24 protein-coding genes are annotated in these 26,078 nt (G+C 69.3%); 7 read left to right on the top strand and 17 right to left on the bottom strand.

What is annotated here, in order from left to right:
- Nucleotides 1-18 precede the first annotated feature (18 nt).
- From VA603_RS00990 to VA603_RS00980, 3 genes are all read right to left on the bottom strand, one after another.
- A complete protein-coding gene (locus VA603_RS00990; protein ID WP_323437671.1) occupies nt 19-690 on the bottom strand; it encodes a Dph6-related ATP pyrophosphatase in 672 nt (223 codons plus the stop codon).
- Nucleotides 691-693: 3 nt separating this feature from the next.
- Entirely contained in the window at nt 694-1,029 is a 336-nt protein-coding gene (locus tag VA603_RS00985; RefSeq protein ID WP_132865584.1) for a hypothetical protein, read from the bottom strand.
- Between the two features lie 70 nt (nt 1,030-1,099).
- Nucleotides 1,100-2,044 carry a DegV family protein gene (locus VA603_RS00980; RefSeq protein ID WP_132865582.1) on the bottom strand — a complete coding sequence of 315 codons (945 nt, stop codon included), beginning with the start codon at nt 2,042-2,044 and terminating at the stop codon, nt 1,100-1,102.
- Between the two features lie 244 nt (nt 2,045-2,288).
- On the opposite strand from VA603_RS00980, the gene VA603_RS00975 reads away from it, so the two are divergent.
- Nucleotides 2,289-2,828, top strand: coding sequence for a DUF924 family protein (locus tag VA603_RS00975; RefSeq protein ID WP_132865580.1), 540 nt, complete (start codon nt 2,289-2,291; stop codon nt 2,826-2,828).
- 73 nt (nt 2,829-2,901) lie between these two features.
- Here the strand turns inward: VA603_RS00975 and grxD are convergent, their stop codons facing one another.
- Nucleotides 2,902-3,828: a Grx4 family monothiol glutaredoxin gene (gene grxD / locus VA603_RS00970; RefSeq protein ID WP_323437670.1), complete on the bottom strand. Its 927-nt coding sequence runs from the start codon at nt 3,826-3,828 to the stop codon at nt 2,902-2,904.
- 62 nt (nt 3,829-3,890) lie between these two features.
- Here grxD and VA603_RS00965 point away from each other — a divergent pair, with 62 nt between their 5' ends.
- The gene (locus VA603_RS00965; RefSeq protein WP_132865578.1) at nt 3,891-4,670 is read left to right on the top strand and encodes a polysaccharide deacetylase family protein; all 780 of its coding nucleotides are present in this window, start codon (nt 3,891-3,893) and stop codon (nt 4,668-4,670) included.
- Nucleotides 4,671-4,704: 34 nt separating this feature from the next.
- Nucleotides 4,705-5,973, top strand: a complete 1,269-nt coding sequence (locus VA603_RS00960; RefSeq protein WP_323437669.1) for a DEAD/DEAH box helicase — start codon at nt 4,705-4,707, stop codon at nt 5,971-5,973.
- A gap of 54 nt (nt 5,974-6,027) precedes the next feature.
- Here VA603_RS00960 and VA603_RS00955 read toward each other — a convergent pair whose 3' ends face one another.
- From VA603_RS00955 to VA603_RS00940, 4 genes are all read right to left on the bottom strand, one after another.
- A complete protein-coding gene (locus VA603_RS00955) occupies nt 6,028-6,363 on the bottom strand; it encodes a DUF6172 family protein (protein WP_132865576.1) in 336 nt (111 codons plus the stop codon).
- An 82-nt stretch (nt 6,364-6,445) separates the two neighbouring features.
- Nucleotides 6,446-7,117 carry a class I SAM-dependent methyltransferase gene (locus VA603_RS00950; RefSeq protein ID WP_132866216.1) on the bottom strand — a complete coding sequence of 224 codons (672 nt, stop codon included), beginning with the start codon at nt 7,115-7,117 and terminating at the stop codon, nt 6,446-6,448.
- 23 nt (nt 7,118-7,140) lie between these two features.
- Nucleotides 7,141-7,797: an SGNH/GDSL hydrolase family protein gene (locus tag VA603_RS00945; protein WP_132865575.1), complete on the bottom strand. Its 657-nt coding sequence runs from the start codon at nt 7,795-7,797 to the stop codon at nt 7,141-7,143.
- 5 nt (nt 7,798-7,802) lie between these two features.
- Entirely contained in the window at nt 7,803-9,083 is a 1,281-nt protein-coding gene (locus VA603_RS00940; RefSeq protein ID WP_323437668.1) for a pyridoxal phosphate-dependent aminotransferase, read from the bottom strand.
- Nucleotides 9,084-9,266: 183 nt separating this feature from the next.
- Between VA603_RS00940 and rsgA the strand changes: the two genes are divergently transcribed.
- Together rsgA and VA603_RS00930 are read left to right on the top strand one after the other, a co-directional pair.
- On the top strand, nt 9,267-10,364 hold the full coding sequence (gene rsgA / locus VA603_RS00935) for a ribosome small subunit-dependent GTPase A (RefSeq protein ID WP_132865573.1): 1,098 nt from the start codon (nt 9,267-9,269) through the stop codon (nt 10,362-10,364).
- A gap of 23 nt (nt 10,365-10,387) precedes the next feature.
- Nucleotides 10,388-11,659 (top strand): flavohemoglobin expression-modulating QEGLA motif protein, encoded by a 1,272-nt coding sequence (locus VA603_RS00930; RefSeq protein ID WP_243694040.1) that lies wholly within the window; start codon nt 10,388-10,390, stop codon nt 11,657-11,659.
- A 6-nt stretch (nt 11,660-11,665) separates the two neighbouring features.
- On the opposite strand, the gene VA603_RS00925 is transcribed toward VA603_RS00930, so the two are convergent.
- The 8 genes from VA603_RS00925 to VA603_RS00890 all read right to left on the bottom strand — a co-directional run bounded on the left by VA603_RS00925 (nt 11,666) and on the right by VA603_RS00890 (nt 20,944).
- Complete coding sequence (locus VA603_RS00925; protein ID WP_323437667.1) at nt 11,666-12,904, bottom strand: FAD-dependent oxidoreductase; 1,239 nt, start codon at nt 12,902-12,904, stop codon at nt 11,666-11,668.
- Nucleotides 12,905-12,992: 88 nt separating this feature from the next.
- On the bottom strand, nt 12,993-14,198 hold the full coding sequence (gene gltS / locus VA603_RS00920) for a sodium/glutamate symporter (protein WP_192287606.1): 1,206 nt from the start codon (nt 14,196-14,198) through the stop codon (nt 12,993-12,995).
- 119 nt (nt 14,199-14,317) lie between these two features.
- Entirely contained in the window at nt 14,318-14,713 is a 396-nt protein-coding gene (locus VA603_RS00915) for a RidA family protein (RefSeq protein WP_192287605.1), read from the bottom strand.
- 25 nt (nt 14,714-14,738) lie between these two features.
- The gene (locus VA603_RS00910) at nt 14,739-16,178 is read right to left on the bottom strand and encodes an N-acyl-D-amino-acid deacylase family protein (protein WP_323437666.1); all 1,440 of its coding nucleotides are present in this window, start codon (nt 16,176-16,178) and stop codon (nt 14,739-14,741) included.
- Between the two features lie 3 nt (nt 16,179-16,181).
- The gene (locus VA603_RS00905) at nt 16,182-17,057 is read right to left on the bottom strand and encodes a MurR/RpiR family transcriptional regulator (RefSeq protein ID WP_132865568.1); all 876 of its coding nucleotides are present in this window, start codon (nt 17,055-17,057) and stop codon (nt 16,182-16,184) included.
- Between the two features lie 3 nt (nt 17,058-17,060).
- Nucleotides 17,061-18,416, bottom strand: a complete 1,356-nt coding sequence (locus VA603_RS00900; RefSeq protein WP_132865567.1) for a GntT/GntP/DsdX family permease — start codon at nt 18,414-18,416, stop codon at nt 17,061-17,063.
- Between the two features lie 26 nt (nt 18,417-18,442).
- Nucleotides 18,443-19,711: an amino acid deaminase gene (locus tag VA603_RS00895; RefSeq protein WP_323437665.1), complete on the bottom strand. Its 1,269-nt coding sequence runs from the start codon at nt 19,709-19,711 to the stop codon at nt 18,443-18,445.
- 111 nt (nt 19,712-19,822) lie between these two features.
- Nucleotides 19,823-20,944, bottom strand: a complete 1,122-nt coding sequence (locus VA603_RS00890) for an OprO/OprP family phosphate-selective porin (RefSeq protein WP_323437664.1) — start codon at nt 20,942-20,944, stop codon at nt 19,823-19,825.
- A gap of 143 nt (nt 20,945-21,087) precedes the next feature.
- Between VA603_RS00890 and VA603_RS00885 the strand changes: the two genes are divergently transcribed.
- Complete coding sequence (locus VA603_RS00885; protein WP_132865564.1) at nt 21,088-21,747, top strand: response regulator; 660 nt, start codon at nt 21,088-21,090, stop codon at nt 21,745-21,747.
- A gap of 15 nt (nt 21,748-21,762) precedes the next feature.
- Here VA603_RS00885 and VA603_RS00880 read toward each other — a convergent pair whose 3' ends face one another.
- On the bottom strand, nt 21,763-24,414 hold the full coding sequence (locus VA603_RS00880) for a hybrid sensor histidine kinase/response regulator (protein ID WP_323437663.1): 2,652 nt from the start codon (nt 24,412-24,414) through the stop codon (nt 21,763-21,765).
- Nucleotides 24,415-24,697: 283 nt separating this feature from the next.
- Between VA603_RS00880 and VA603_RS00875 the strand changes: the two genes are divergently transcribed.
- Nucleotides 24,698-26,020 carry a dicarboxylate/amino acid:cation symporter gene (locus VA603_RS00875; RefSeq protein WP_132865562.1) on the top strand — a complete coding sequence of 441 codons (1,323 nt, stop codon included), beginning with the start codon at nt 24,698-24,700 and terminating at the stop codon, nt 26,018-26,020.
- Nucleotides 26,021-26,078: the final 58 nt, after the last annotated feature.

Genomic DNA, 26,078 nt, shown 5'->3' with positions numbered 1-26,078 from the left:
GCACCGGCCAGGGCGGCGCTAGCGGTGGAAGTCGGTGTAGACGTAGCGCGCATCGCGCAGCACGGTCTGTCCTTGGTGCAGGGTGAGGGGGTGCAGGAACATCGGCCCGTCGCTGACGCAGGTGTGGAATTCGCCGTTTTCGCCACAGGCGTCGACCGCGCCGGGCAGGGCGTCGAGCAGGGCGACATCAAACGCCCGGCCGGCGAACCCGGGGTCGAGCCGCTGGCTGTCCACGCAGCACAACCGGGCGCGCAGGCCGCCGGCGATCATCTGCCGCGCCAGCTGTGCGGTGTCGCGGCCGAACAGCGGGAACAGCGTCTGCCAGCCCAGCGGTGCGTATTGCTGTTCGCGCCACCGCCGGATGTCCTCCAGCAACAGGTCGCCGAACGCCAGGGTGTGCAGGCCGGGCCAACGCAGCCGTGCCTGCAGCAGGGCATCGGCCATGCGCTGCAGGTACAGGGTGTTGTCGCAGGCCTGTGGGATCCACGCCTCCAGCAGGGGCAGCCCGGCCGCCTCGGCCTGGGCCTGCAGCACCTCGCGGCGCACGCCCTGCATCGACGCGCGGTCATCCCCCTCGGTCAGCGTGCTCAGCAGCGCGACGACCTCCATCTCGTCGCGCTGGCGCAGTTCGTGCAGGGCCCAGGCGGCATCCTTGCCGCCGCTCCAGGACAACAGGACAGGCGTGCCCAAGGCTCAGCGCACGTCGCGCAGTTCCCAGTTGCTGCCGGCCAGCAGGCGCAGGCGATGCTTGAACAGATCGCCCGCCAACGTGGTGGTGGCCTGCAGGTTGATGCGCAGGTCGGCCTGCTGGCCGGTGACCGTGGCGGCCGGGTCCGTGGCGCCCAGGGACGGATCCACGTCATCGGGCTCGTCCTGGGTGGCCTTCCAGCGCTCGAACAGCTCCGGGGTGCGCAGCGCCGCCTGCAACTGCTCGGCGAAAGCGTCGGCGCCGCTGGCGGTGAAGGACAGGCGCGGATCGCTGCCGCGGGCCTTGCTCGGATCAGGCAGCGAAATCGAATACACGGGCATGGGAGTCTCCTTTCAGGTGCCGCAGTCTTGCACGAACGGCGTCGTGATTCCGTACACGATCCACGCCGGATCAGGCCGAGAAAACATGTGGTCCGTCGGCGAAGCCGATGGTCACCGCGCCCTTGCCGACGTTGACCATGCCGGTCAGGCTCATCAGCGCTTCCATCAGCGTCACGCCGTGCTGGTCGCAGGTGTCGCGCAGCTCGCGGTAGCCGGGCAGGGTGCGCAGTTCTTCCAGCGGGCCGCCGTAGCTCACGCATACCACCGGCGTCATCAACCCGGCCGCCACGCGCTTGCCGACGAAGCCGAACAGCGACTGCACCGCGTTGTCGAAGCCCTTGATCTTGGCCACCGGCTCGGTGTTGCCGCGGTAGCCATGCAGCACCGGCTTGATGTCCAGCGCGCTGCCCAGCGCCGCACTGAACAGCCCGACGCTGCGGTCCCCCTTGTGGCGGGCACGGGCGCGCATGTAGTACAGGTCGCGGGTGATCATGTAGCCGTGCACGTTGGCCGCGACCAGTTCCAGCCGCTCGCGCATCTGCGGCACGGTGGCGCCACTGTCGCGCAGGCGCACCGCCTCCACCGCGCTGACCGCCTGGGCGGCGAACAGGTTCTGGGTGTCGATCACGCGCAGGCTGAAAGGCGAGTTGTAGCCGGCGGCCTGGCGGATCGGCTTGTACTCGCTGAGGATGGCGTAGCTGGCCTGCACCGCGTTGTCATGCAGCGGGCTGCGGGTGCGGGTGATGGTCATGCAGAAGACCTGGTCGAAGTCCGTCACCAGGCGGTGCAGGAACAGGTCGCGGATCTGCTCGGAACTGTAGGGGGTGGTTTCGGCCTCGGCGCCCTGGTCGCTGAGCGGGCCCTTGATGAAGGCCAGGGTGGCCTCTTCGTCGCGGTTGTCCGGCAGGATCGTGTCGCCGATGCGTACCGTGATGGGCAGCAGGACGAGATTGTTGCGTTGCAGGTATCCAACGGGCAGGTCGCAGGCAGAGTCGACCACAATTCCGATGCGCATGCAGGCCCCCTCCGGGTCCGTATGTTCTCAAAGGTTAGAACCCTATCTCAAAATTTGCCGTCAAGTTGCCCGGTTATGCGGCGTACGTCTCAATCCCGGTTCGGTTATTTCACAAGTTGGTCATACCCAGCCCTGCTGCGGGCCATTAAGCTAGCGACCACGTCGGCGCGGCTTCCGGCCAAGGCGACAGGGTTATGGCAGGGAATACCGCTGCCTGAATACGGGCAGGGTTCTGGGGAAGGAAATGGAAACGGCAAAGTCTGTAGTGGAGTTCTGGCGTGCGGCCGGGCCGAAACGCTGGTTCACGCGGGACGATGCGTTCGACGCCGAGTTCGGCCAGCGTTTCCTCGACCTGCATTGGCAGGCTGCACGCCGTGGCTGCGAGGAGTGGCTGCAGACCGCCGAGGGCGCGCTGGCCCTGCAGGTCCTGCTCGACCAGTTCCCGCGCAACTGCTTCCGTGGCACCGCGCACTCCTATGCCACCGATGGGTTGGCCCGGCATTACGCCATGCGCACCATCGAGGAAGGCCTGGACCGCGAGCTGACCCCACAGCTGCGGGCCTTCATCTACCTGCCGTTCGAGCACTCGGAAGACCCGCATGACCAGGAGCGCTCGGTGGCGATGTTCGAAGTGCTGGGCGACCTGGAGTACCTGAAGTACGCCGAGCTGCATCGCGACATCATCCGCCGCTTCGGGCGTTTCCCGCACCGCAATGCGGTGCTGGGCCGCATTCCCACGCCGGAAGAACTGCATTTCCTGGCCGAGGGCGGTTTCGCCGGCTGACCGGCGCACGCCACCGGGTATGAAAAACGCCGGCATTGCCGGCGTTTTCTGTCGTGCATCCTGATCGCGGTGATCAGTACTTCGGCACGCTGTTGTCCACGTTCTCCGACCAGGCATCGATGCCGCCGGTGACGTTGAACACGTTGCTGAAGCCCAGGCCATGGAAATGGTCGGCAGCCTGCGCGCTGCGGCCACCGCGGTGGCACAGGAACGCCAGCGGGGTGTCTTTGGGCAGGGCTTCGAGCCGGGCGCGGTTGTCGCCGTCGAAGGTTTCGAACGGGGCGTTGATCGCGGCGATCGCGCGCTCGTCGGCCGGGCGCACGTCCACCAGGGTGATGGCGCCGGCACGCAGCTGGTCATCGGCGCTGCGCACGTCCAGCTCCTGCACCGGCCGGGGTGCGTTCGGGTTGTTGATCGCCAGGCCCTGGCCACGGATGTCGTCCACCCAGTCGATGGTGATGCCGTTGGCGCGGCGGGCGCTGGAAACGTCGAACTGCACGCGCAGGCCGTTGGACTCGGCGGCGATGGCGTTGGCGTCGAACGGGGCCAGCTGGAAGTTCGGCTGGAAGCGCGCGTCGATGCTCAGCTGCAGGGCGCTGCCCGGGGCGTCGGCCAGCGCGCCCTTGAGCATTTCCACCGCCGCCGGGGTGACGGTGATGGTCGGCGGGGTGCGGTCCGGTGCGGCCACGCCCAGCAGGCTGCTCAGCTCACCGCTGTTGGCCATCTGCAGGATGATGTCGCTGCCGCCGACCAGTTCGCCGCCCACGTACAGCTGCGGGATGGTCGGCCAGTCGCCATAGGCCTTGATGCCTTCGCGGATTTCCTGGTCGGCCAGCACGTTGACGTGGGCGAACTCCACGCCCAGGTCCTGCAGGGCGCCGACGGCCTTGGCCGAGAAACCGCACTGCGGCATGGTCGGCTGGCCCTTCATGAACAGGACGACGCGGTTGGCGCCGAGGATGGATTCAATGCGCGAGCGCAGGGCGGGATCCAGGGACATCGTGAACTCGTGGAAGTGGTCTGTGACAATGTCCGATTCTACGCTGTGAGGCACCCCCGGGCATGACCGCCAAGGAAACCCTGTATCGCGTTCCCGTGCGCCCCTGGCGCTGGGTGCCGTGGCTGGTGGTTTCGCAGGGGCTGGTGGCACTGGCCTGGTGGGCGCTGGGCTGGGCCTGGGGACTGCCGTTGCTGCTGGCCAGCCATGCGCTGTTCGTGGTGCCGGTGTTCCTGCCCAACAGCCGTTTCTACGCTCCGGTGGTCAGCCGCGTGGCGGGCGCGGACGTGTGGCTGACCATCGACGATGGCCCCTCGGACGACACCCTGGCCGTGCTCGACCTGCTTGATCGCTACCAGGCCAAGGCCACCTTCTTCATGGTCGGCGAGCGTGCGCAGGCACGGCCGGCGCTGGTACACGAGGTGCTGCGCCGTGGCCACGGCATCGGCAACCACAGCCATTCCCACCCCCAGGCGCGGTTCTGGGCACTGGGCCCGGCGGCGATGGCCGCGCAGATCCAGGGATGCCAGCAGGCACTGGGCGAACTGGCCGGCAGCCCGCCACGCTGGTACCGCTCGGTGGTGGGCATGACCAACCCGTTCGTCGCCGCCGCGCTCAAGCGCCACGGGCTCACGCGGGTGGGCTGGAGCGCGCGCGGTTTCGACGGCGTGGCCTGCCAGCCGCAGGACGTGGTGCGTCGGATTGCCGCCGACCTGCGGCCCGGCGCGATCGTGTTGCTGCATGAAGGGTCTGCGCACGGGCACAACCTGGCCATCATCGAGGGCGTGCTTGAGCAGTTGCAGGCGCGGGGCCTGCAGGCACGCCTGCCACGGGCAAGCGCGTAGACTCGCATCCCGTCTTTTCCCGGAATCCCGTTCGATGCCTTTCTCCCAGCTCGGCCTCTCGCCCTATGTGTTGCCTGCGTTGCAGCAGGCATTGCAGCAGGCCGGCTATGCCGCACCCACGCCGATCCAGCAGCAGGCGGTGCCGCTGATCGTGAGAGGGCGTGACCTGGTGGCGTTGGCGCCGACCGGTTCGGGCAAGACGGCGGCCTACGTGCTGCCGGCGCTGCAGCGTTTTTCCATGGGCCAGGCGCGCAAGCCGCGCCCGCTGCTGCAACTGGTGCTGGTCCCCACGCGCGAACTGGCGTTGCAGGTGAGCGATGTGTTCAACACGCTGGGCCGGCAGATGGCGCGTCGGCCGCACCTGGTGTGCGCGGTGGGCGGGGTGTCGATCAATCCGCAGCTGATGGCATTACGCGGCGGCGCCGACATCGTGGTGGCCACGCCCGGGCGCCTGCTCGACCTGGTGGCGCACAACGCGCTCTCGCTCGGGCAGGTGCAGCTGCTGGTGCTGGACGAAGCCGACCGCCTGCTCGAGCTCGGGTTCGGCGACGAGCTGCGGCAGATCCTGGCCGAGCTGCCGGTGCGCCGGCAGACGTTGCTGTTCTCGGCGACCTTCCCGCCGGACATCGCGGCGCTGGCCGCGGCCGGCCTGCGCGATCCGCAGCGGGTGGAAATCCGCGACCAGGCGCAACCGGAGATCGCGCAGCGGGCGATCCGCGTCGATGCGGGCCGGCGCGGTGAGCTGCTGTTGTCGCTGCTGGACGACCCGGGTTGGACACAGGTGCTGGTGTTCGTCGGCAGCCGTCGTGACAGCGACCGCCTGGCCGCACAGCTGCGTGCCGCCGACATCAGTGCGCAGGCGCTGCATGGCGACCAGTCACAAGGACGGCGCGTGCGCATGCTGCAGGATTTCAAGGACGGCCAGCTGCGGGTACTGGTGGCCACCGACGTGGCGGCGCGTGGCATCGACATCGCGCGTCTGCCGGTGGTGGTGAATTACGAGCTGCCGCGCTCGCCGGCCGATTACCTGCACCGTATCGGTCGAACCGGCCGTGCCGGCGAAAAGGGCCTGGCGGTGAGTTTCGTCGATGCCGATGCGCTGGCGCATTGGCGCCTGATCGGCAAGCGCAATGGCATGCAGGTGGCGCTGGAGGAACGGGACGGCTTCGCGCCGAAGGACGCACCGGTGCAGGCCCGCGTGGTGGCCGCCGACAACGGCGGCATCAAGGGCCGCCGGCCGAGCAAGAAGGACCGCCTGCGCGCGGCGGCGAATGCCAGGCCGGATCCAGCCCCGAACCCGTAGGGCGGAGCCATGCTCCGCCGGGGCGTTGCCGGGCAGGGCCCGGCACGACCGGTCTCAATCCTCGAAATCGCTTTCCGGCGAGGTTTCCGGGGTCGGCTCGGGCTTCGGGCGCGGGGTACGCTTGCCGGGCCTGCTGACCACCTCGACGTAGAACTGTGTGTTGCCGGCGGCCACCAGTGCGTCCACCGCGCGGATCAGGGTGCCGAATTCCACCGGCTCGGCGCTGGCTTCGTCGACGCCGGCCTTGCTGTCGAACTCCCAGACATCGGCACCGGCGGGCAGGGTCTTGCCGCGCTCGCGCTTGATGTACTTGCGGATGTCGTGCTTGCTGGCTTCCAGCAGGCGGTCGGGATGCTTGCCTTCGATGTCGAGGCGGTAGGTTCTCTTCACGTGGATCTCGTTGGTGTGCCGGCCCGGTCGGGCGGCAGGAATGGAATGGGGCGATTATCGGCGCAAACGGCTGAGTCGTGCCTCAACTGCGTTGCGCCACCACCAGCCAGTTGTTGAACGGGGTGCGCCCGTACAGGGGGGTGATGCGCACCGACAGCCCGGCCTGCTGCAGCTGTGCCTGCAGGCTGTCGGCGTCGGGGTAGTGGCGGGGGCGGAACTGCATCCAGCCGATCAGGTGGGCGGCGCGGTCGCCCAGCCGCGAGATCCGTCCGCGCCGGGTGTGGTCGGCCAGCGCCATGCGCATCACCAGGCGGCTGTCGTCATCGAGCATGGCCGCGGCACGTTGCAGCAGGTGGGCCTGGGCCGCGGCCGGCAGGTACTGCAGCACGTCGAGGATGGCCACGCTGCCGCGGTGCTCGGGCAAGGTGGTGGCCAGGTCCATCCGTTCGAAGCAGGTGGCGTCCAGGCCACTGCGCGCGGCTACGTCACGGCCGCGGTCGACCTTGGCCGCGTCGTTGTCCACGCCGCGATAGGGCAGGTGCTGGCCGTCACGGCGCAATGCGTGGGCCAGCAGGCCCAGCCCGCAGCCCATGTCCAGCACCGGCGCGCGGGTGCCGCGCAGGGCGTCCAGCACGCCGGGATACAACGGGTCGCTGCGCAGCTTGGAGAGCGTGTAGTAGTAGTCCCAGCGGTTGCCCCAAGGCCTGACGGGGGCGAAGGCGCGGGCGATGGCGCGGGCATCCTCGGCCGACAGGGCTGCCTTGGCACCGTGCCCGGTCACGCGGCGGGGGGCGCCTTGAGCAGTGCGCTGGCCACCGGCAGGGCCTGTTCCATCCAGCGCCGGTACATCCGCGCGGAAGGGTGCAGCCCGTCGTCCGCCAGCATCGCCGGTTCCGCGCCGCCGTCGCGGCTGGCCGGGGTGATGTCGACGAAGGCCACGCCGTAATCGCCGCAGCAGGCATGCGCGGCGGCGTTGAAGTCGTCGATCTCGCGGGCGACCTGCGCCGCGTCGCGGCCGTTGTGCTGCGCATACGGGGTGAAACCCCAGTCGGGCGTGGACAGCACCAGCACCCGCGCCGGATTCTCGTCGGCCAGCGCGATCGCGCGCTGCAGCAGTTGCTCGAACTGCTGCCGGTACTCGGCCAGCGGGCGGCCGCGGTACTGGTTGTTGACCCCGATCAGCAGGCTGACCAGGGCATACGGGCCCTGCGGCGCGGCGGTGTCGATGGCCGCGGCCAGCTCGTCGGTGGTCCAGCCGGTGGTGGCGATCACCTCCGGGTCGGACAGCGCGATGCCGTCCGCGCGCAGCGCGGCGGCCAACTGGAACGGCCAGGTGCCTTCGGTCGGCACGCCTTCGCCGATGGTGTAGGAATCGCCCAGCGCCAGATAGCGCGGTGCGGCCGATTCGATGCTGGCCCCGGAGATTCCGTTCACGCGGCTCACCCTGCGCGGGCGACGGCGGCGCGGCCCTTCAACGGGACCACCTTGGTCACCGCTTCGGCACGGCGGGCCAGCAGCTTGTCGATGCGGCCGAACACCTCGCGCATCACGCTGGCCTCTGGCAGCAGGGTCACGCGGAAGTGGTTGCGGTAGGGCACGTTGAAGCTGGAGCCGGGCACCACCAGCACGCCTTCCTCCTCCATCAGCTGCAGGGCGAAGTCGTGGTCGTCGAAGCCCTGCGCGGCCGGGCCGACCACCGCCGGGAACGCATACAGCGCGCCGGACGGCGCGACCAGTGACAGGTGCTCGCTGGCGGCGCAGGCGTCGATCACCGCACGGCGGGTCTCGTACAGGCGGCCACCGGGCGAGCACAGCTCGGTGATGGTGTCCGGGCCGTTGACCGCGGCCTCGATGGCGTACTGGCCGGGCACGTTGGCGCACAGGCGCAGCGCGCTGAGCAGGTCCAGCGCGGCACGGAACTCCCCCAGGCGCTCGGCGGCGCCGGACAGCAGCATCCAGCCCACGCGCCAGCCACAGGCGCGGTGCACCTTGCTCAGGCCGCTGAAGGTCAGGCAGGGGTGGTCACCGGCCAGCGGTGCGACCGGCTGGAACTGCGCGCCGTCGTAGAGGATCTGGTCGTAGATCTCGTCCACCATCAGCAGCAGGTTGTGCTTGCGGGCGATGGCGACGATCTTTTCCAGCAGCTCGCGCGGGTAGCTGGCGCCGGCCGGGTTGTTCGGGTTGATCAGCACGATGGCGCGGGTGCGCGAGGACACCAGCGTCTCGATCTCCACCGGGTCGGGCAGGAAGCCGTTCTCCGGCTTGCAGCGGTAGTAGACCGGGCGGCCGTCATTGAGGATGGTGGCCGCCGACCACAGCGGGTAGTCGGGCGAGGGCACCAGCACTTCGTCGCCCGGGTTGAGCAGGGCGCGCAGTGACAGGTCGATCAGCTCGGACACGCCGTTGCCCAGGAACACCCGGTCGGCCACCGCATCGGGGGCGCCACGGCGGGCATAGGCGGCGGCGATCGCCTCGCGTGCCACCGGCAGGCCCTGCTGGTGGGTGTACGGGTCGGTGCGGCCCATGTCGTCGGCGATGGCGTGCTGCAGGTGCACCGGCGCACGGAACCCGAAGTTGCCGGGGTTGCCGATGTTGAGCTTGATCAGCTTGCGGCCCTGGGCCTCCAGCTCGCGGGCTCGCCGGGCCAGCTCACCACGGATCTCGTAGCGGACTTCGGACAGGCGTTCACGGGTGGCGAGCGGTTTGGCGGGGCTTGACATTTCTGCAGGGCCATCAAGGGCATGGAGCCTGCATGGTAGCGGAATTGTTGCGTTGCGGGGCGAAGGTTCCAATGCGAACCAACGCCCCGTGCCGCAACCGTTCCGAAGGGCTTCCCCCTCCCTTGCAGCGCAGCAGAAGGGGCGGGTCCGGGAGCGGTCGCTCTGGCCTTGTAGAATTGCCCGATGACAGAAGCCTTCGATTTCACCCCGCTCCGCAGCATCGGCTGGCCCTGGCCCGGCGCTCCCGAGGACCCGGCCTGGCAGGCCGCTTTCGCCGCGCACCCCCAGGCCCGGCCGGGGCGGGTGATCGAACAGCATCGTTCCGGCTACGTGGTGGCCGACGCGCCGGAGCACAGCCTGAAGACCGAATCGCCGCCGGAATGGCAGCGGCCGCGCTTCCCCAGCCACGAGCGCGCGGCGGTGGGCGACTGGGTGCTGCTGGACGGCATCCGCATCGTCGCGCTGCTGCCGCGGCGCACCTCGATCAAGCGCGGCGCGGCCGGCGAGCATTACCACCAGCAGGTGATCGCGGCCAACATCGACACGGTGTTCATCGTCTGCGGGCTGGATGCGGACTTCAACCCGCGCCGCATCGAGCGCTACCTGTTGCTGGTGGGCGGTGGTGGCGCGGCACCGGTGGTGGTGCTGACCAAGGCCGACCAGACCGAGTACAGCGAAGACGCGTTGGCCGTGCTGGAAGACCTGGCCGCCCAGCAGATCCCGCTGCTGGCGATCAACGGCAAGGACCCGGCCAGCGTGGCCGCGCTGGAGCCCTGGCTGCAGCCGGGCAACACCGTGGTGCTGGTGGGCTCGTCCGGCGCCGGCAAATCCACGCTCACCAATACGTTGCTGGGCGAAGACCGGATGAAGACCAACAGCGTGCGCGAGAACGATTCGCGCGGCCGCCACACCACCACGCACCGTGCGCTGATGCCGCTGCCGACCGGCGCCTGCCTGATCGACACCCCGGGCATGCGCGAGTTGAAGCCCACCGGCGAGGAAATGCTTTCCGAGGGCGGCTTCGCCGACATCGAGGCGCTGACCACGCAGTGCCGTTTCCGCGATTGCGCGCACCAGCAGGAACCCGGCTGCGCGGTGCGCGAGGCGATCGAGAACGGCGAGATCGAAGAGAGCCGGGTGCTGAACTACTTCAAGCTGCGCGAGGAAGTGGCCATCGCCGCGGCCAAGCTGGCGCAGCGCCAGGCCGAGCAGGCCAGCGAGCGCAGGAACACCGGCCGTGGCGCGCAGTGGCGCCCGGTCGGCAAGGGCAAGCGGCGCTGAGCGTCGCGGCCGGTGACGGGGCAATGTTCGAGGCAACCATGGGCAAGACCATCCGCAACCACGACCCGGCCATCAGCCACCACGCGGCACTGGACGCGCGCATGGTGGAGGCGGTGCGCGGCATCCGCCTGCTCGGCCTGACCAGCTGGCCGGCATCGACGCAGGCGCCGTTCCTGCAGAGCGTGGCGCGTGGTCGGCCCGAGCTGCCGCAGGTGGCCTACCCCCGGCTGGATTTCAGTGATGCACGGCGCGAGCTGGACGCGATCCTGGGCCAGTGTGATGGGAGCCACCCGCTCGGTGCCTACGTGCAGGACTCCGCGCGCAGCTGGGACCTGGCCGCGCGCCTGCTCGAAGCGCTGGGAACGCCGGAGGTGGACCGCTACTCCACCGAACTGTTCGGCGTGCCCGAGCAGCCGATGCCCGGCAACGGCCCGACCACGCGCGAGGCCGCACAGCACTTCATCCAGATCGCGCAGGAGCTGGACCACGAACTGCTTGCCCCCGAGGAGCAGGTGCCGGTGTCGTCCATCGCGCTGCAGTTGCAGCTGCAGGGGGACCTGGACGACTTCTTCGGCGGGCGGGTGATCAGCGTCGAGCTGGACCCGGCGCTGATCGCCAAGGCCGCCGCCGGCGCCACCCGCATCCGCGTGCGCACCAGTGCCTGCTTCAGCGCCTATGACCGCGCGCAGCTGTTCCACCATGAAGCGCTGGTGCATTCGCTGACCGCGCTCAACGGCCGCGAGCAGGCGGTGCTGCCGAGCCTGGCATTGTCCTCGCCGCGCATCACCACCACCCAGGAAGGCCTGGCCACGTTCGCCGAGCAGATCACCGGCAGCATTGACATCCAGCGGCTCAAGCGCATCAGCCTGCGCATCGAGGCGATCGCGATGGCGCGCGCCGGGGCCGACTTCATCCAGGTGTTCGAGTATTTCCGCCAGGCCGGGCAGACCGCCGAGGAGAGCTTCTCCTCGGCCCAGCGCGTGTTCCGTGGCGTGCCTACCGGCGGGGGCGCGGCCTTCACCAAGGACACGGTGTACCTGCGTGGCCTGGTGGCGGTGCATACCTTCTTCCGGCAGATGCTGCGCGAGGAAAAGCTGCAGGTCTGCCGTTGGCTGTTCGCCGGCAAGATGACGCTGGGCGACGCGCAGGCACTGGCGCCGCTGTTCGAGGCCGGGGTGCTGGCACCGCCGCGCTGGCTGCCGCACTGGATCACCCGCGCCAATGGCCTGGCCGGCGCACTGGCGTTCTCGCTGTTCGCCAACCGCATCCGCATGGACCAGATCGGCGAACGCTGACGCGGCTCAGGGTGCGCCGATCAGTTGGCTGACCGCGCGTTCGCCGCTGCCCATCGCAAGGGTCCAGCCGAGCATGCCGTGGCCGATGTTGCAGCCTAGCCCGTCGCCGAGGTTGCGGATGATCGGCGAGGTCCACGGCGTGACCGGGCGCAGGCCCGCCCAGCGGCTTTCGATGCGTGTGTAGTCCGCCGCTTCCGGCAACGAGGCCTGGGCCATGGCGACCAGTTGCGCCATGCGGGTCGGATCGGGCGTCGGGTCCCAGTCGTTGAGGTCGGCCAGGCCGGCCACGCGGATGCGCTCGCCCAGCCGGCAGAACACCAGCTTGCGCTTGGTGTCGGTGATGCTGACCTGCGGCGCGTTGGCCCCGCAGGGCGCGGTGAACGAGTACCCCTTGATCGCCATCACCGGCACGCGCATGCCGGCCGGCCGCAGCAGGCGCGCGCTGTCGATGCCGGCGCAGACCAGCACGCGTGGTGCCTGCGCCCGGCGCCCGTCGGCGGCCTGCAGCTGCCATTGGCCGTCCCGGCGTTGCAGGGTGCGGGTGTCGAAGTCGAACGCGGCCTGCACCGGATACTGGCCGGTGAGGATGTCCAGCAATCCGGTACTGAACAGGTAGGGGTCGCCGGCTTCCTCCTCGGGCGAGTACACCGCACCGGCCAGCCACGGCGCGCCGTGCAGGGCCGGTTCGATGCGGCGTGCCTGCTCGGCATCGACCAGCCGCTGGTGCACGCCGTAGGGCTGCTTCAGCGCGATCATGCCGGCCGCGCCCTGCACGCCGTCGCTGCTGGGATACAGGTGCAGCTTGCCGGAGACGACGTGGTCGAACGCGATGGGATGGCGCTGCAGCAGCGCCTGCATGGCTTGGCGCGATTCCAGCGCCAGTTCCAGCGTGGCCAGCGTATTGCGGCGCAGTGCGCCGGCATTGGCCTGGCGCAGGAAGGACAGGCCCCAGCGCACGAAGTCCAGGTCCGCCGACCAGTGCGTGCGGAATGCGCCGTTGCGGCCGAAGGCCATCTGCGGCAGCTGCCCCCACGTGGCCGGGCCGGCCATCGCGTCGGTGTAGACGTAGCTCAGCTGCGCGCCGTTGGCGAAGGACGTGCCCAGCGCAGGACCGGCGTTGCGGTCCACCAGCAACACCGATGCGCCGCGCCGTGCAGCGGCGTAGGCACTGGCCAGGCCAACCACGCCGGCACCGATGATGATCAGGTCATGGCCGGTGGCAAGGGGGGCAGCGGATGCGGTCATCGGGGGAAACGCACGCGGTGGACAGAGTTGGCCATTGTCGCGCCAACCCGCGCCCATGGGCACGGGTGTGGCGCACGGAACCGGCCGCTCAGTGCGGCCAGAAGTTCAGGAAGCCGGTGATGATCAGCGCATTGATGAAGTCGATGAAGAACGCGCCCACCAGCGGTGCCACCAGGAATGCACGCGGTGCCGGGCCATAGCGCTGGGCCAGGCGGCGCATCACCGCCATCGCGTTGGCGGTGGTGCCGAGCATGAAGCCGATGAAGCCGCCGCCCATCACCGCCGCGTCGTAGTCGCGGCCCATCAGCCAGTAGATCGGCACCGCGAACAGCGCGACCACGGCCACCTGGATGACCAGGTTGACCAGCAGTGGCAGGCCCATGCCGGCCAGTTCCCACAGCTTCAGGTCCATCAGGGCGATGGCCAGGAACAGCGCAAGGCAGATGTTGCCGATCAGGTCGGTGGTCGGCACCGACAGCTTGACCCAGCCGGTGTAGTCATCCACGTTGCGGATCACCGCGCCGACCAGCATCGCGCCGATGTAGGTGGGCAGGGTCAGGCCGATGCCTTCGAAGCCCTTGCCGACCCAGACGCCCAGCCACATCGCCATCAGCAGCACGACGATGCTCTTGAGTGCGTCGAACTCGCGGGCCGATTCACTGGGGTAGCGCACCACCACCGATTCCTCGGCCAGTTGCTCGGCTTCAGTGACCTTCTTGTTCGGGTGCTGCACCTTGAAGCGTTGCATCAGCACGGTGATCACCGGGCCACCCACCAGGCCGCCGCAGATGATGCCGGCCATCGCGGCGGTGACCGCCAGGCTCTCGGCACCGGCCAGGCCTGCCTTCTCGAACAGGGGCGCGAACGCCAGGCCGGTAGCCGGGCCACCGGTCAGCGTGGCCGAGCCGGCCAGCACGCCGAACATCGGGTTCAAGCCGAACAGTTTGGCCACGCTGATGCCGATCAGGTTCTGCAGCACCGCGAACACGCTGCCGATCAGCAGGAACAACATCACCTGCTTGCCGCTGACGCGCAGCAGGCGCACGCTGGCATTGATGCCCAGGGTGGTGAAGAAGGCCACCATCAGCGGTGTCTTGAGCGTGGTGTCCAGCTCGAACAGCGTGGTCTGTTGTCCATGGGCCCACCACACCGCCAACGCGACCAGCAGGCCGCCAACCACCGGTTCAGGCAGGTTGTAGCGGCGGAAGAAGGGGATGACGCGGCACAGCGCATATCCCGCGAACAGCGTCAGGCCCGCGAAGGCCACCGTCTGTACGGCATCAAGATGGATCATGGGCAGGCCCCTCAACCAGACAATCCGCGACTTTGTCGTGACTGGCGGACAAGATCAACCCGGGCCCGATGGCACTGGTCCCTCCCGTGCCGGCGTGTATACCGGTTCGGGCAGCGGATTCAGCGTTGTGGGCGCTTGTAGGCCACGCAGTCCACTTCCACCTTGCAGTCCACCACCATCCGGTTCTCCACGCAGGCGCGTGCCGGCGGGTGCTCGCCGAAGTAGTGCTTGAACACGCCGTTGAAGGCGTAGAAGTCGCGGGCATCGTCCAGCCAGACGCCGCAGCGCACCACGTGCTCGGGGCCATAGCCGGCCTCGGCCAGGATCTCCAGCACGTTGCCGATGGCCACGTGGGCCTGTTCGGTGACGGTGCCGCCGACCAGTTCGCCGTTGCGCATCGGCACCTGCCCGGACACGTACAGCCAGCCATCGGCCTGGACCGCGCGCGAGAACGGCATGTGCTGCTTGCCCTGGCCGACGCCGCCTTCGGCGCCATAGCGTGTGATGTCACTCATCGGGGGTTCCTCGGTTGGATTGCAATCAGGGGGGGGGCGGCGCCGGCTCGGGGCGGATGAAGCGGCCCGGCCGGGCGACGACCTGCCGGCCGTCGTAGGCCAGCTGGCCGTTGACCCAGACCGCGGCGATGCCTTCGGCCGCGCGGATCGGGTCGTGGAAGCTGGCGGTGTCGCGGATGCGGGCCGGGTCGAACAGCACCAGGTCGGCCCACCAGCCGGCACGCAGCTGGCCACGCGCGCCCATCGCGAAGCGCGAGGCGGGCAGGCCGGTCATTTTGTGCACGGCGGTATGCAGCGGGAACAGCTGTTCGTCGCGCGCGTAGTGGCCAAGCACGCGCGGGAACGTGCCCCACAGGCGCGGGTGCGGGCGGGGATCACGGGGCAGGCCGTCGGAGCCGATCATGGTCAGCGGGTGGGCCAGGATGCGGCGTACGTCGGCCTCGTCCATGCAGTGGTAGACCGCGCCGGCCGGCTGCAGGCGGATCGCGGCGTCCATCAGTGGCAGGTTCCAGTCGGCGGCGATCTCGGCCAGCAGGCGGCCCCCCTGGCTGGGCTCGGCCTCGGACCAGGTGATCAGGATGTCGTAGGCGTCGGTGACCTGCTTCAGGTCCAGCGTCGAGGCGCTGGCCGCATAGGGGTAGCAGTCGCAGGCGACATCCTGCGTGGCCGAGGCGGACTGCAGGCGATCGAGCACCTGGTGGCTGCGGCCCCAGTTGTCGATGCCGGCGCACTTGAGGTGCGACACGCGCACGCCGGCCTGCGGTGCCCGCGCCGCGTCGAAGGCTTCCTCCATCGCGGCCAGGATGCCGGCGAACTCATCGCGCAGATGGGTCGCATACAGGCCGCCGGCCGGCAGCTCGGAGGCCAGCTCGGCCACTTCGGCGGAGGGGGCATCGAAGGCGGAGGCATAAGCCAGGCCACTGCTCAGGCCCAGTGCGCCCTGCGCCAAGCTTTCGCGCAGCTGCGCGCGCATGGCGCTGATCTCGTTGGCGCTGGCGGCACGGTCCAGCCGGTCCATGTGGTTCTGGCGCAGCGCGGTGTGGCCGACCAGTGCGGCCACGTTGACCGCCGGCCGGGCGAGCTGCACGGCATCGCGGTAGCTGGCGAAATCGGCGTAACGGAAATCGTCGGCCTCGCCGAGCAGGTTCATCGGGTCCGGCACCTCGCCGTGGATGCGCACCGGGCTGGCGCTGATGCCGCAGTTGCCGACCACCACGGTGGTCACGCCCTGGGACAGCTTGCTGCGCATGTCCGGGTTGCGGATCACTTCCAGGTCGTCGTGGGTGTGCACGTCGATGAAGCCCGGCGCCAGCGCCAGCCCCTGCGCGTCGATCACCTCGCGGGCCGGGGCATCGAGCTGGCCGATGGCGGCGATGCGGCCATCACGGATGGCCAGGTCGGCGTGGACGCCGGCAGTGTCGCTGCCATCCAGGACCAGCGCGTTGCGGATCAGTACGTCATGCATGGATCAATCACCCAGCGGCAGGCGCGAGTCGCCGCCACGGTGGCGGTCCAGCGCCAGCTTGATGCGGCGCAGGTGCTCGTGGTTGGCATTGGCGCCATTGAGCGCGGTGGTGGTGGACAACACGTCGATGGCCAGCATCATCGCGTAGCGCGATGCCGAGGGCTTGAACACGAAATCGGTCTCCTCGATCTGGATCGGCAGCAGCCAGTCGCTGCGTTCGGCCAGCGCGGTGTCGGCCTGGGTGATGGCGCCCACGCGCGCGCCGTAGGTACGCGCGATGTCCACCGCCGAGACGATTTCCGGGGTGATGCCGCTGACCGACAGAGCCAGCACCAGGTCGTCCGGGCCGAGCGTGGCGGCGATGATCTTCATCATCAGCGCATCGCTGCACGCCGACACCGGCCGGCCGAAGCGCACCAGCCGGCTCTGCAGCTCCTGCGCGAACACGGTGGAACAGCCGCCCAGGCCGAAGATGTGGATCATGCGCGCGCTGCACAGCGCATCGGCCAGCGCCTGCACCACGTCTTCCTTCAGGTTGGCGATGTTGTGGCGCAGGCTTTCCTGGATGTCGTCGCAGATCTGCGCGTACAGCGCCGACACCGGTGGTGCGTTCTGCTGTTCGAGGAAGCGCTTGCCGACCGCGCTGGCCGAGGCCAGTCGCGCGCGCAGTTCGCGCACGTGTTCGCAGCCCAGCGCCTTGGCAAAGCGTGAGATGGCCGCGGCGCTGACTTCGGCGCGTTCGGCCAGTTCGCTGACGCCATACTGCGCGGCGGCATCGACGTCGGCGAGGATGGCGTTGGCGATGCGGGCTTCCACCGGGCTGAACTCATGCAGCCGCTGGCGCAGTTCGTAGACGATGTCGAAGGTATTCTGGGACATGGTTCAAAGCACCATGGAGAGAGCCATCACCAGCAGCAGCGCGGTGACGGAGATGAGGGTTTCAAGCACGGTCCAGGTCTTGAAGGTCTGGGCCACGCTCATGTTGAAGTATTCCTTGACCAGCCAGAAGCCGCCGTCGTTGACGTGTGACAGCACCACCGAGCCGGCGCCGGTGGCCAGCACCAGCAGTTCCGGGTGGGCGTAGCCCATCGCCGCGGCGATCGGGGCGACGATGCCGGATGCCGTGGTCATGGCGACCGTGGCCGAGCCGGTGGCGATGCGCATCAGCGCGGCCATGGTCCAGCCCATCAGCAGCGGGGACAGGTCAAAGCGCTGCGACAGGCCGATGATCTCGCTGGCCACGCCGGTGTGGACCAGGATGCCGTTGAGGCCGCCGCCGGCGCCGACCAGCAGCGTGATCGCCGCGGTCGGGGCCAGGCACTCCTGCGAGAACTTCAGGATCTGGTCGCGGTTGAAGCCGCGCAGCAGGCCCAGGGTGATGAAGCTCATCAAGGTGGCCAGCAGCAGCGCCACCACCGAGTGGCCGATGAAGCGCAGGCCGTGGTTGAGCGGCGAGCCGGGCGTGGCGATCTGGTCGGCCCAGCCGCCGAGCAGCATCAGCAGCACCGGCAGCAGCAGGGTGGCCAGGGTGATGCCGAAGCCGGGCAGCTGGTCATCGGGGATGCGGCTGTGGCCTTCGTCCAGCAGTGCCGCTTCCATCGGATTGTGCGCGGGCAGCGTCACCCGGGGTGCAACGAACCTGGCGAACACCGGACCGGCCAGTGCCGCGGTGGGCAGGCCGACCAGCAGTGCATAGAACACGGTGCGGCCGACGTCGGCGCCGTAGGCATGCACGGCCAGCATCGCGGCCGGATGCGGCGGCACCAGCCCGTGCACCACCGACAGCCCGGCCACCATCGGCAGGCCGACCAGCAGCAGCGGCACGCCGGTGCGGCGGGCGACGTTGAGCGCGATCGGGATCAGCAGCACGAAACCGACCTCGAAGAAGATCGGCAGGCCGATGCAGAAGGCGATCAGCATCATTGCCCAGTGCACGTTCTTCGGGCCGAAGCGGGCGATCAGCGTGCGCGCGATGCGTTCGGCGCCGCCGGACTCGGCCATCATCTTGCCGAGCATGGTGCCCAGCGCGACGATCAGCGCGATGTGGCCCAGCGTCTTGCCCACGCCCTGCTCGTAGGCGGGCAGGATCTCCGGGGCCGGCATGCCGGCCAGCAGGGCCAGGCCCACCGAGACCAGGGTGACGCTGATGAAGGGATTGAGCCGGAAGCGGGCGATCAACACGATCAGTGCCAGGATCGACAGGCCGGCGTAGAGCAACAGCAGGTTTCCAGCGGTCATGCAGGCAAGCTCCCCCGTGGCGGCACTCAGAACTGCGTGGAAACGGCGCCGACGACGCGCTGCGCGTCATCGACCACCAGCAGGTGGCGCCACTTGTCGAAGGTCAGGCACGGATGGGAGATGTCGAAGCAGAGCAGGTCGCCCACGCGCAGGTCGTCGTCGGCCTGCACGTCGAGGAAGGCGTGCTGGTCCATCATCGCGCTGATCCGCCAATGCACGGCGGCGGCGCCAGGCGCGGCGTCGCCGGGACGGTGGTGCAGGGCAGGGACCGGGAAGCCGGCATCGAAGGCGGCATCGCGCTTGCCCAGCGCGATGATCGCGCGGGTGGGTTCGGGGCGTGACTGCACGCAGGCCCACAGCCGCAGCGCCGGCTGCAGGCTGCTGCCGATGTCGCGCGCCACCGGGTTGCTGGCCTGGATGCGGGTGATTGCCTGCTGGTAGATGCCCACGTCATGGCTCAGGTAGCAGCCCGGGCGCAGGATCACCTGCGCGTCGGTGCGGCCGGAAAGCGCCGAGAACTCCTCGGCCACCACGTCGAACCAGGCCGAGCCGGCGCCACTGAGCAGGGCCGGGCTGGCCGCGAAACCGGCGTCGGCCTGGATCGCCTGCCACTGCGCCAGGCTGCGCTGCAGCAGGGCGCGTACGCCGGCCTCGTCCTTGGCCACGCCTTCGTAGACTTCCACGCCGACCAGCGCCACCGCATCGGGCCAACGGCGGATCTCGTCCAGCACCGCCTGCGCCTGGGCCGGGTCGCGCACGCCGGTGCGGCCACCGGCCATGCCGATTTCCAGCAACACCTTGAGGGTCTGCCCGCGTTGGCGGAAATAGCGGCCGAGTGCTGCCACGTTGTCGGCCGAATCGACCACGCAGGCAAACCAGAAGTCCGGGTCCTGCGCCTGCAGCTGCGCGATCAGGTCGAAGTTGCCGCGGCCGACCAGCTGGTTGGCCATCAGCACGCGGCGCACGCCGTGCGCGTAGGCGCTGGCGGTCTGCGCGGCGGTGGCCAGGGTGATGCCCCACGCACCGGCGTCGAGCTGCATCCGGAACAGGGCCGGGCTCATCGTGGTCTTGCCGTGCGGGGCCAGCTGGCAGCCATAGGCCAGGCAGAAGCGACGCATCCATTCCAGGTTGTGCCGCAGCGCCGGTTCGCTCAGCACCGCCACGGGCAGGCTGACGTCCTCATCCAGGATCGAGGCGCCCCGTGCAGCGAGGCCGGCCGATGTCCACGGACCTCCGGCAGGCAGGCCCTTGCCTTCCAGGGGTGCTTCGGAATGAAAGTAATTTTCTTTGGACAACGTCCTTTCCCCGTGCTGGCGCGCCCGATTCGCGGCGGCCTATTGTGTATCACAGGAAGGGTTGTGTGAAAATTATTTTCTTTGCGGCAGTGTGTGGGCGACGGCCGTGGCTCAGAAGTCCAGCTGCACGCGCCCGGCGAGCACGCCGGTGTGGTCCAGGGTACGCGCGGCCAGTTCATCACGGCGGCGGGTGTCGGTCCAGTCCACCATCACCCGCAGGTGCTTGACCGCGTACCAGTTCACGCCCACGGTCCAGGCATCGGCAGACTGGTCGCGGCGGGTCTGGGGCCATTGCTCGCCCTGGATGTGGTCATAGCGTGCCACCAGCTCCCAGGCGCCGCCCTCCCGGGCAGGCTTGAGCTGCACGAAGCGGCCGGTGCGGGCGTCGTAGCTGCGTGGTTCGCCGGTCAGCAGCCAGCTGCCCTGCACATAGCCGGAGCGGACCCTGGCCTTCTGCTGGCCGTCGTCGTAGTGGGCGGCGCCGTACTCGGCCTGCCAGGACCAGGCCTGGTGAACGCCGGCGGCCTCCAGCCCGTACTTGTCGACCTGCACGTCGCGGCCGTTGCGGAAGTCGAGCAACAACAGGCGGCTGTTGTCACCGAAGTAGCCGGCCACGCGCGGCTGCACGCGCAGGGCCGCCGCGCCGCTGCGGCCGGGATTGTCGTAGTCCTCGCGGGCGACCGCGGCGGCCAGGTGCAGGACGTGGCCAGGCTCGCTCCACGGCACGTAGCCGGTGCGCCCGCCCAGGCCGCGGCCCTTCACCTTCCAGGCGTCGATGCTTTCCAGGCTGTAGGCGCTGCCGCTCCAGAACAGGCCGTCCCGGTAACCGTTTGCGCCCACGCCGAGCCGGTAGGTCGGGGCCAGCGTCTGCGCCAGGTAGCTGCGCTCGAGCGTCGGAATGTGGTTGGCGCTGGCGCGGTCGTCCAGGGTGAAGAACTGCTTGAACTGGCCCACCGTCACCGTGGTGGTGCCGAAGCGGCGCGCCAGGTAGACATCGCGCGCCACCGGGCGGTGGCCGGCGAAGTCGCCCTCGAGCTTGTAGTCGACGCCGTGGAAACTGCCCGAGGCGGCCAGCCACGCGGCACGCAGGTCATCGTTGTCACGCTCGCGGCTGCCGCGGTCATCGTTGTCGAAGCGCGCCACGTCGTAGTACAGGCGCCCGCTGAACTTGATGCTGACATCATCACTGGCATGCGCGGCCGGTGCGAGGGCCGGCAGCAACAGGGCGGACAACAACGGGATGCGGGAGCATTGCATGAGCTGGCTGTGCCTGTGGGGATGCCGGGTCGGGAGGCGGACCATAGCAGCCTGGCCGTGGCGGCCAATAACGCATTGGTAGTAGGGCGAGCGGCCGGGGTGCGTGCCACACTGGCGGCATGAACCTGGCCAAGGTCCTCGTCGCCGATGATCACCCGCTGTTCCGTGCGGCGGTGCTGCATGCGCTGCGCGATGGCGTGGCGGTCGGGCAGACCCTGGAGGTGGCCAGCGCCTCGGCCCTGACCCAGGCGCTGGACGAGCACCCGGAGGTGGACCTGGTGCTGCTCGACCTGAGCATGCCCGGGGCACGCGGCTTCTCCTCGCTGGTGTGGTTGCGCGGCGAGCGCCCGGACATCCCGGTCATCATCATTTCCTCCAACGACCACCCGCGGGTGATCCGGCGCGCGCAGCAGTTCGGTGCGGTCGGCTTCATTCCCAAGTCGGCGCCGGTGGAAGCCATCCGCAACGCGGTCACCGCGGTGATGGCCGGTGACACCTGCTTCCCGCCGCTGGCGGCCGAGCGCTCCGAGCGCGATGCGTTGCTGGCCGCGCGCTTGGCCCGGCTGACCCCGCAGCAGTTCCGGGTGCTGGTATGCGTGGCCGATGGCCTGCTCAACAAGCAGATCGCCTACGAGCTGGGGTTGGCCGAGAACACGGTCAAGGTGCATGTCACCGCGATCTTGAAGAAGCTCGAATGCAACAGCCGCACGCAGGCGGCGTTGCTGGTCAAGGCGCTGGAGCCGGAAGGCGACCCCGGCCTGCCCGACGCGGGCGCCTGAGCAACGAGCACCGACTCAGCGTGCGCGCTGGCAGGCGTGGGTCAGCAGGGCGCGCAGCGCCGAGGTGCGCGCCTGCTTGGACAGGAAGTGCCAGCCGTTCTCGCGGGCGAGTGCACGCAGCGCCGGGTCCTGCTCGGCGGTGTACAGGATCACCGCCGGGGCCTGCTGCCAGCGCTGCTGCAGCAGCGGCAGCAGTTCCGGCCCGCTGAGTGCGCCCAGGCGCACGTCGAGCAGCAGCAGGTCCGGCGCGCTGCCCGGCTCGGCCGCTGCCAGCGCGTCATCGGCATTGCCGGACAACAGTACCTGGCAACCCCAGCGTTCCAGCAGCACGTGGGTGGCGCGGCTGACCAGCGGGTCGTCGTCCACGCACCAGACCCGGCAGCCGTCCAGCAATGAGTCACCCCGCAGCTCCTCGGCCGCGGTGACGGGAGCGGGCAGGGCGGTGCCGGCATGTTCGCCGCGTGGCACGCTGACCGAGAACACACTGCCCTGCTCCAGCACCGAACGCAGCCGGATCGGGTGGTCGAGCAGGCGTGCGATGCGCTCGACGATGGCCAGGCCCAGCCCGGTGCCGCGCTCGCTGGCGTCGCTGCCGTCCAGCCGGTGGAATTCCTCGAAGATTTCCCGGTGGCGGGCTTCGGCGATGCCTGGGCCGCTGTCGTGCACCTCGATGCGGATGCGCTCACCTTCGCGGCGGCAGCCCAGCACGATGCGCCCGCGCGGGGTGTAGCGGATGGCGTTGGACAGGAAGTTCTGCAGCACGCGGCGCAGCAGGGCGCGGTCCGAGCGCACCACCGCCTGGGTGCGGACGTAGTCCAGCCGCAGCCCGCGCGCGGTGGCCAGGATGCCGAATTCCTTGGCCAGGGCATCAAGCAGCGGGTCCAGCGCGAAGTCCTGGATCCGGGTTTCCAGCGCGCCGGACTCCAGCCGCGAGATGTCCAGCAGGCTGTTGAGGATGCCGTCCTGCGCGGTCAATGCACTGTCGATGTGTTCGGCGATCTGGCGCGTGCCCTCGTCGGGCAAGCGCCCGCGCAGCGCCGACAGGAACATGCGCGCGGCGTTGAGTGGCTGCAGCAGGTCGTGCACGGCCGCGGCGACGAAACGGGTCTTGGAGCGGTTGGCATCCTCGGCCTCGCGCTTGGCGCCGGCCAGGTCACGGGTACGCTCGTCCACGCGCTGGGTCAGTGCGTCGGCGAGCGAGCGCAGGTCGCGCGCGGCGTTCTTGTAGGCGGTGATGTCGGCGTAGCTGGTGACGAAGCCGCCGTCCGGCAGAGGGTTTCCGCGGATCTCGATGACGCTGCCATCGCTGCGTTCGCGCTCATGCATGTGCGGCTTGCCCGAGCGCAGGTGGTTGAGCCGGCGCTCGATGGCCTCATCGATGGGGCCGGGACCGAGCAGGCCACGGCGCGCGTTGAACAGGAAGACATCGGCGATCGGCCGGCCGACGTGGATGAAGCCGGGCGGGAAGCGGAACAGCTCGACATAGCGGCGGTTCCACGCCACCAGGTTGAGCTGGGCGTCCACCACGCACACGCCCTGCGGCAGGTGCTGCAGGCTCTGGCTTTCGCCGTAGTCGGCGGCGTGCGCGGCCTGTACCAGGCCATCCTGGGCGGTGCGCAGTTCCTGCGCGTGGTGCTTGACCATGCGTTCGAGCTCGACGCGGCTGCGCTCGCGCAGCTGGGCAAGCCGGCGGCGTTGCCACAGCACGAAGCCGAGCAGTGCCAGTGCGAGCAGGCCGGCGCCGATCAGCGCGGCCTGGGTGCGCGCGGTGGCCAGGCTGTCGTGGCTGGCGCGCAGCAGGTTCAGGGTCCAGCCCTGGCGTGGCAGCGGCTGCGAGATCCAGATGACGTCGCCGGCGTCGGGCAGGCGCACCCGGCGCACGCCGTCGCCGAGGTCCTCGATCAGGCGGTACTCCAACTGCTCGCGCGGCACTGGCCCGTACTGGCGGGTGTTGGCCAGCCGGCCACGGATGGCGGCATCGAGCTGGTGAAGCACCCGGTAGCGCCACGTGGGGCGGCTGGACAGGAAGATCACGCCATTGCCGTCGTTGGCGAACACGGTCTCGGGCATCTCGCCCCAGCTGGCTTCCAGCGGACGCAGCACCACCTTGACCACGACCACCCCGACCGGCACGCCCTGGGCGTCGCGGACTGCCTCGGACAGGAAGTAGCCGGGCACCGCGGTGGTCACGCCCTCGGCGTAGAAGGTGCCACTGCCTTCCTGCATGGCGCGCTGGAAATAGGGGCGGAAGCGGTAGTTGTTGCCGACGTTGCTGGACCCGGGGATGCGCCAGTTGCTGGCGGCCACGGCCAGCCCGTTGCGATCGAGCAGGGTCAGCGTCGAGGTGGTGGCCGCGCCATTGACCGCTTCCAGCTTGTGGTTGAGCGAATCGAAGACGCCGGCCGGGGCGTCCGGTCGCAGCAATGCGGCGCGGATGTCAGGGTCCAGCGCCAGCACCGCCGGCAACACGCCGTAGCGTTCGATCAATGCCTGCATCGCATCGGCCTTCAGGCGCAGCTGTTCGCGCGCCTGCGCCGCGTCGGCCTGCAGGCTGCGCCGCTCCAGGTGGCGCATCACCGCCAGGCTGACCAGGGCGACGAGCACGGCCAGCCCGGCCAGCAGCAGCCAGGTGTGGACACGTCGTCGTGGGCGGCGAAGGAAGGGCATGCGCGGATGGTCACGCAGACCGGCGGGTTTCTCCAGCGCGGCATCTGCGACGTTGACGCGCGGCCGCTGGCCCATCCGGCAGGGGCGTCGGGCGGGAACGTGCGGCAAGTGCCCGTGGCCATTGGGATTGGTGTGCAGGGTGCGGTCGAGGCGGGTGCCGGAACGTCGCCAGGAAGGAAAAGCGGCCTAATACCAATGGATTAGCTAGTACCAATGCGTTATCGGCGTGCCCGCCGCCCGCGCGTACAACACCGCTCGAAGCCGTTCTCCTTCGAGGTGTCGCATGCACGTTTCCACCGATGTCGTCGCGGTCCCGGGTGGTCGCACCCCGCTGTACCGCCAGCTGTACTTCCAGGTGCTGGTCGCCATCACCCTGGGCGTGCTGCTCGGACATTTCGAGCCGGCCTGGGGCGCGCAGCTCAAGCCGCTGGGCGATGCCTTCATCAAGCTGGTGAAGATGATCATCGCCCCGGTGATCTTCCTGACCATCGTCACCGGCATCGCCGGCATGACCCACCTGCGCAGCGTCGGCCGGGTGTTCGCCAAGGCGATGGTCTACTTCCTGTTCTTCTCCACCCTGGCGCTGGTGGTGGGCATGGTGGTGGCGCACGTGGTGCAGCCCGGCGCCGGCATGAACATCAACCCGGCCGACCTGGACCAGACCGAGGTCAACAACTACGTGGCCAAGTCGCATGAGCTGACCCTGGTCGGCTTCGCGATGGACATCATCCCCAAGACCCTGCTCAGCCCGTTCGTCGGCGACAACATCCTGCAGGTGCTGTTCGTGGCGGTGCTGTTCGGCATCTCGCTGGCGATGGTCGGGCAGAAGGGCCGCCCGGTGCTCAACCTGCTCGAAGCGCTGACCGCGCCGGTGTTCAAGCTGGTGCACCTGCTGATGAAGGCCGCACCCATCGGCGCGTTCGGCGCGATTGCCTTCACCATCGGCAAGTACGGCATCGGCTCGCTGGTCAACCTGGCCTGGCTGGTAGGCTCGTTCTACCTGACCGCGCTGCTGTTCGTGGTGGTCATCCTGGGCACGGTGGCCCGGATGTGCGGTTTCTCGGTGATCAAGCTGGCCCGTTACCTCAAGGCCGAGCTGCTGCTGGTGCTGGGCACATCCTCCTCCGAATCGGCGCTGCCCTCGCTGATGGAGAAGATGGAGCGGGCCGGCTGCAGCAAGTCGGTGGTGGGCCTGGTGGTGCCGACCGGCTATTCGTTCAACCTGGATGGCACCAACATCTACATGACCCTAGCCGCGTTGTTCATCGCCCAGGCCACCAACACCGAGCTGACCCTGGGCCACCAGATCATGCTGCTGCTGGTCGCCATGCTCAGTTCCAAGGGTGCGGCGGGCGTGACCGGTGCCGGCTTCATCACCCTGGCGGCCACCCTGGCCGTGGTGCCGGAGGTGCCGGTGGCCGGCATGGCGCTGATCCTGGGCGTGGACCGGTTCATGAGCGAATGCCGTTCCCTGACCAATTTCCTCGGAAATGCCGTCGCAACCGTGGTGGTCTCGCGCTGGGAGGGCGCACTGGACAGCGAGCGCCTTGCCCAGGTGCTCGATGGCGCCACGCCCGAACCGGTGGGCGAGGTCGCGGTGCGCTGAGCAAACCTGCCTGCGCGTGGCGCGGGGCCTGCCCGGGACAGGGTATGGCCCTGCGCGT

Origin of the sequence: Stenotrophomonas capsici (assembly GCF_034961085.1) — a bacterium.
Lineage (GTDB): Bacteria > Pseudomonadota > Gammaproteobacteria > Xanthomonadales > Xanthomonadaceae > Stenotrophomonas > Stenotrophomonas capsici.
This window is presented reverse-complemented; position numbering and strand designations above follow the sequence as displayed.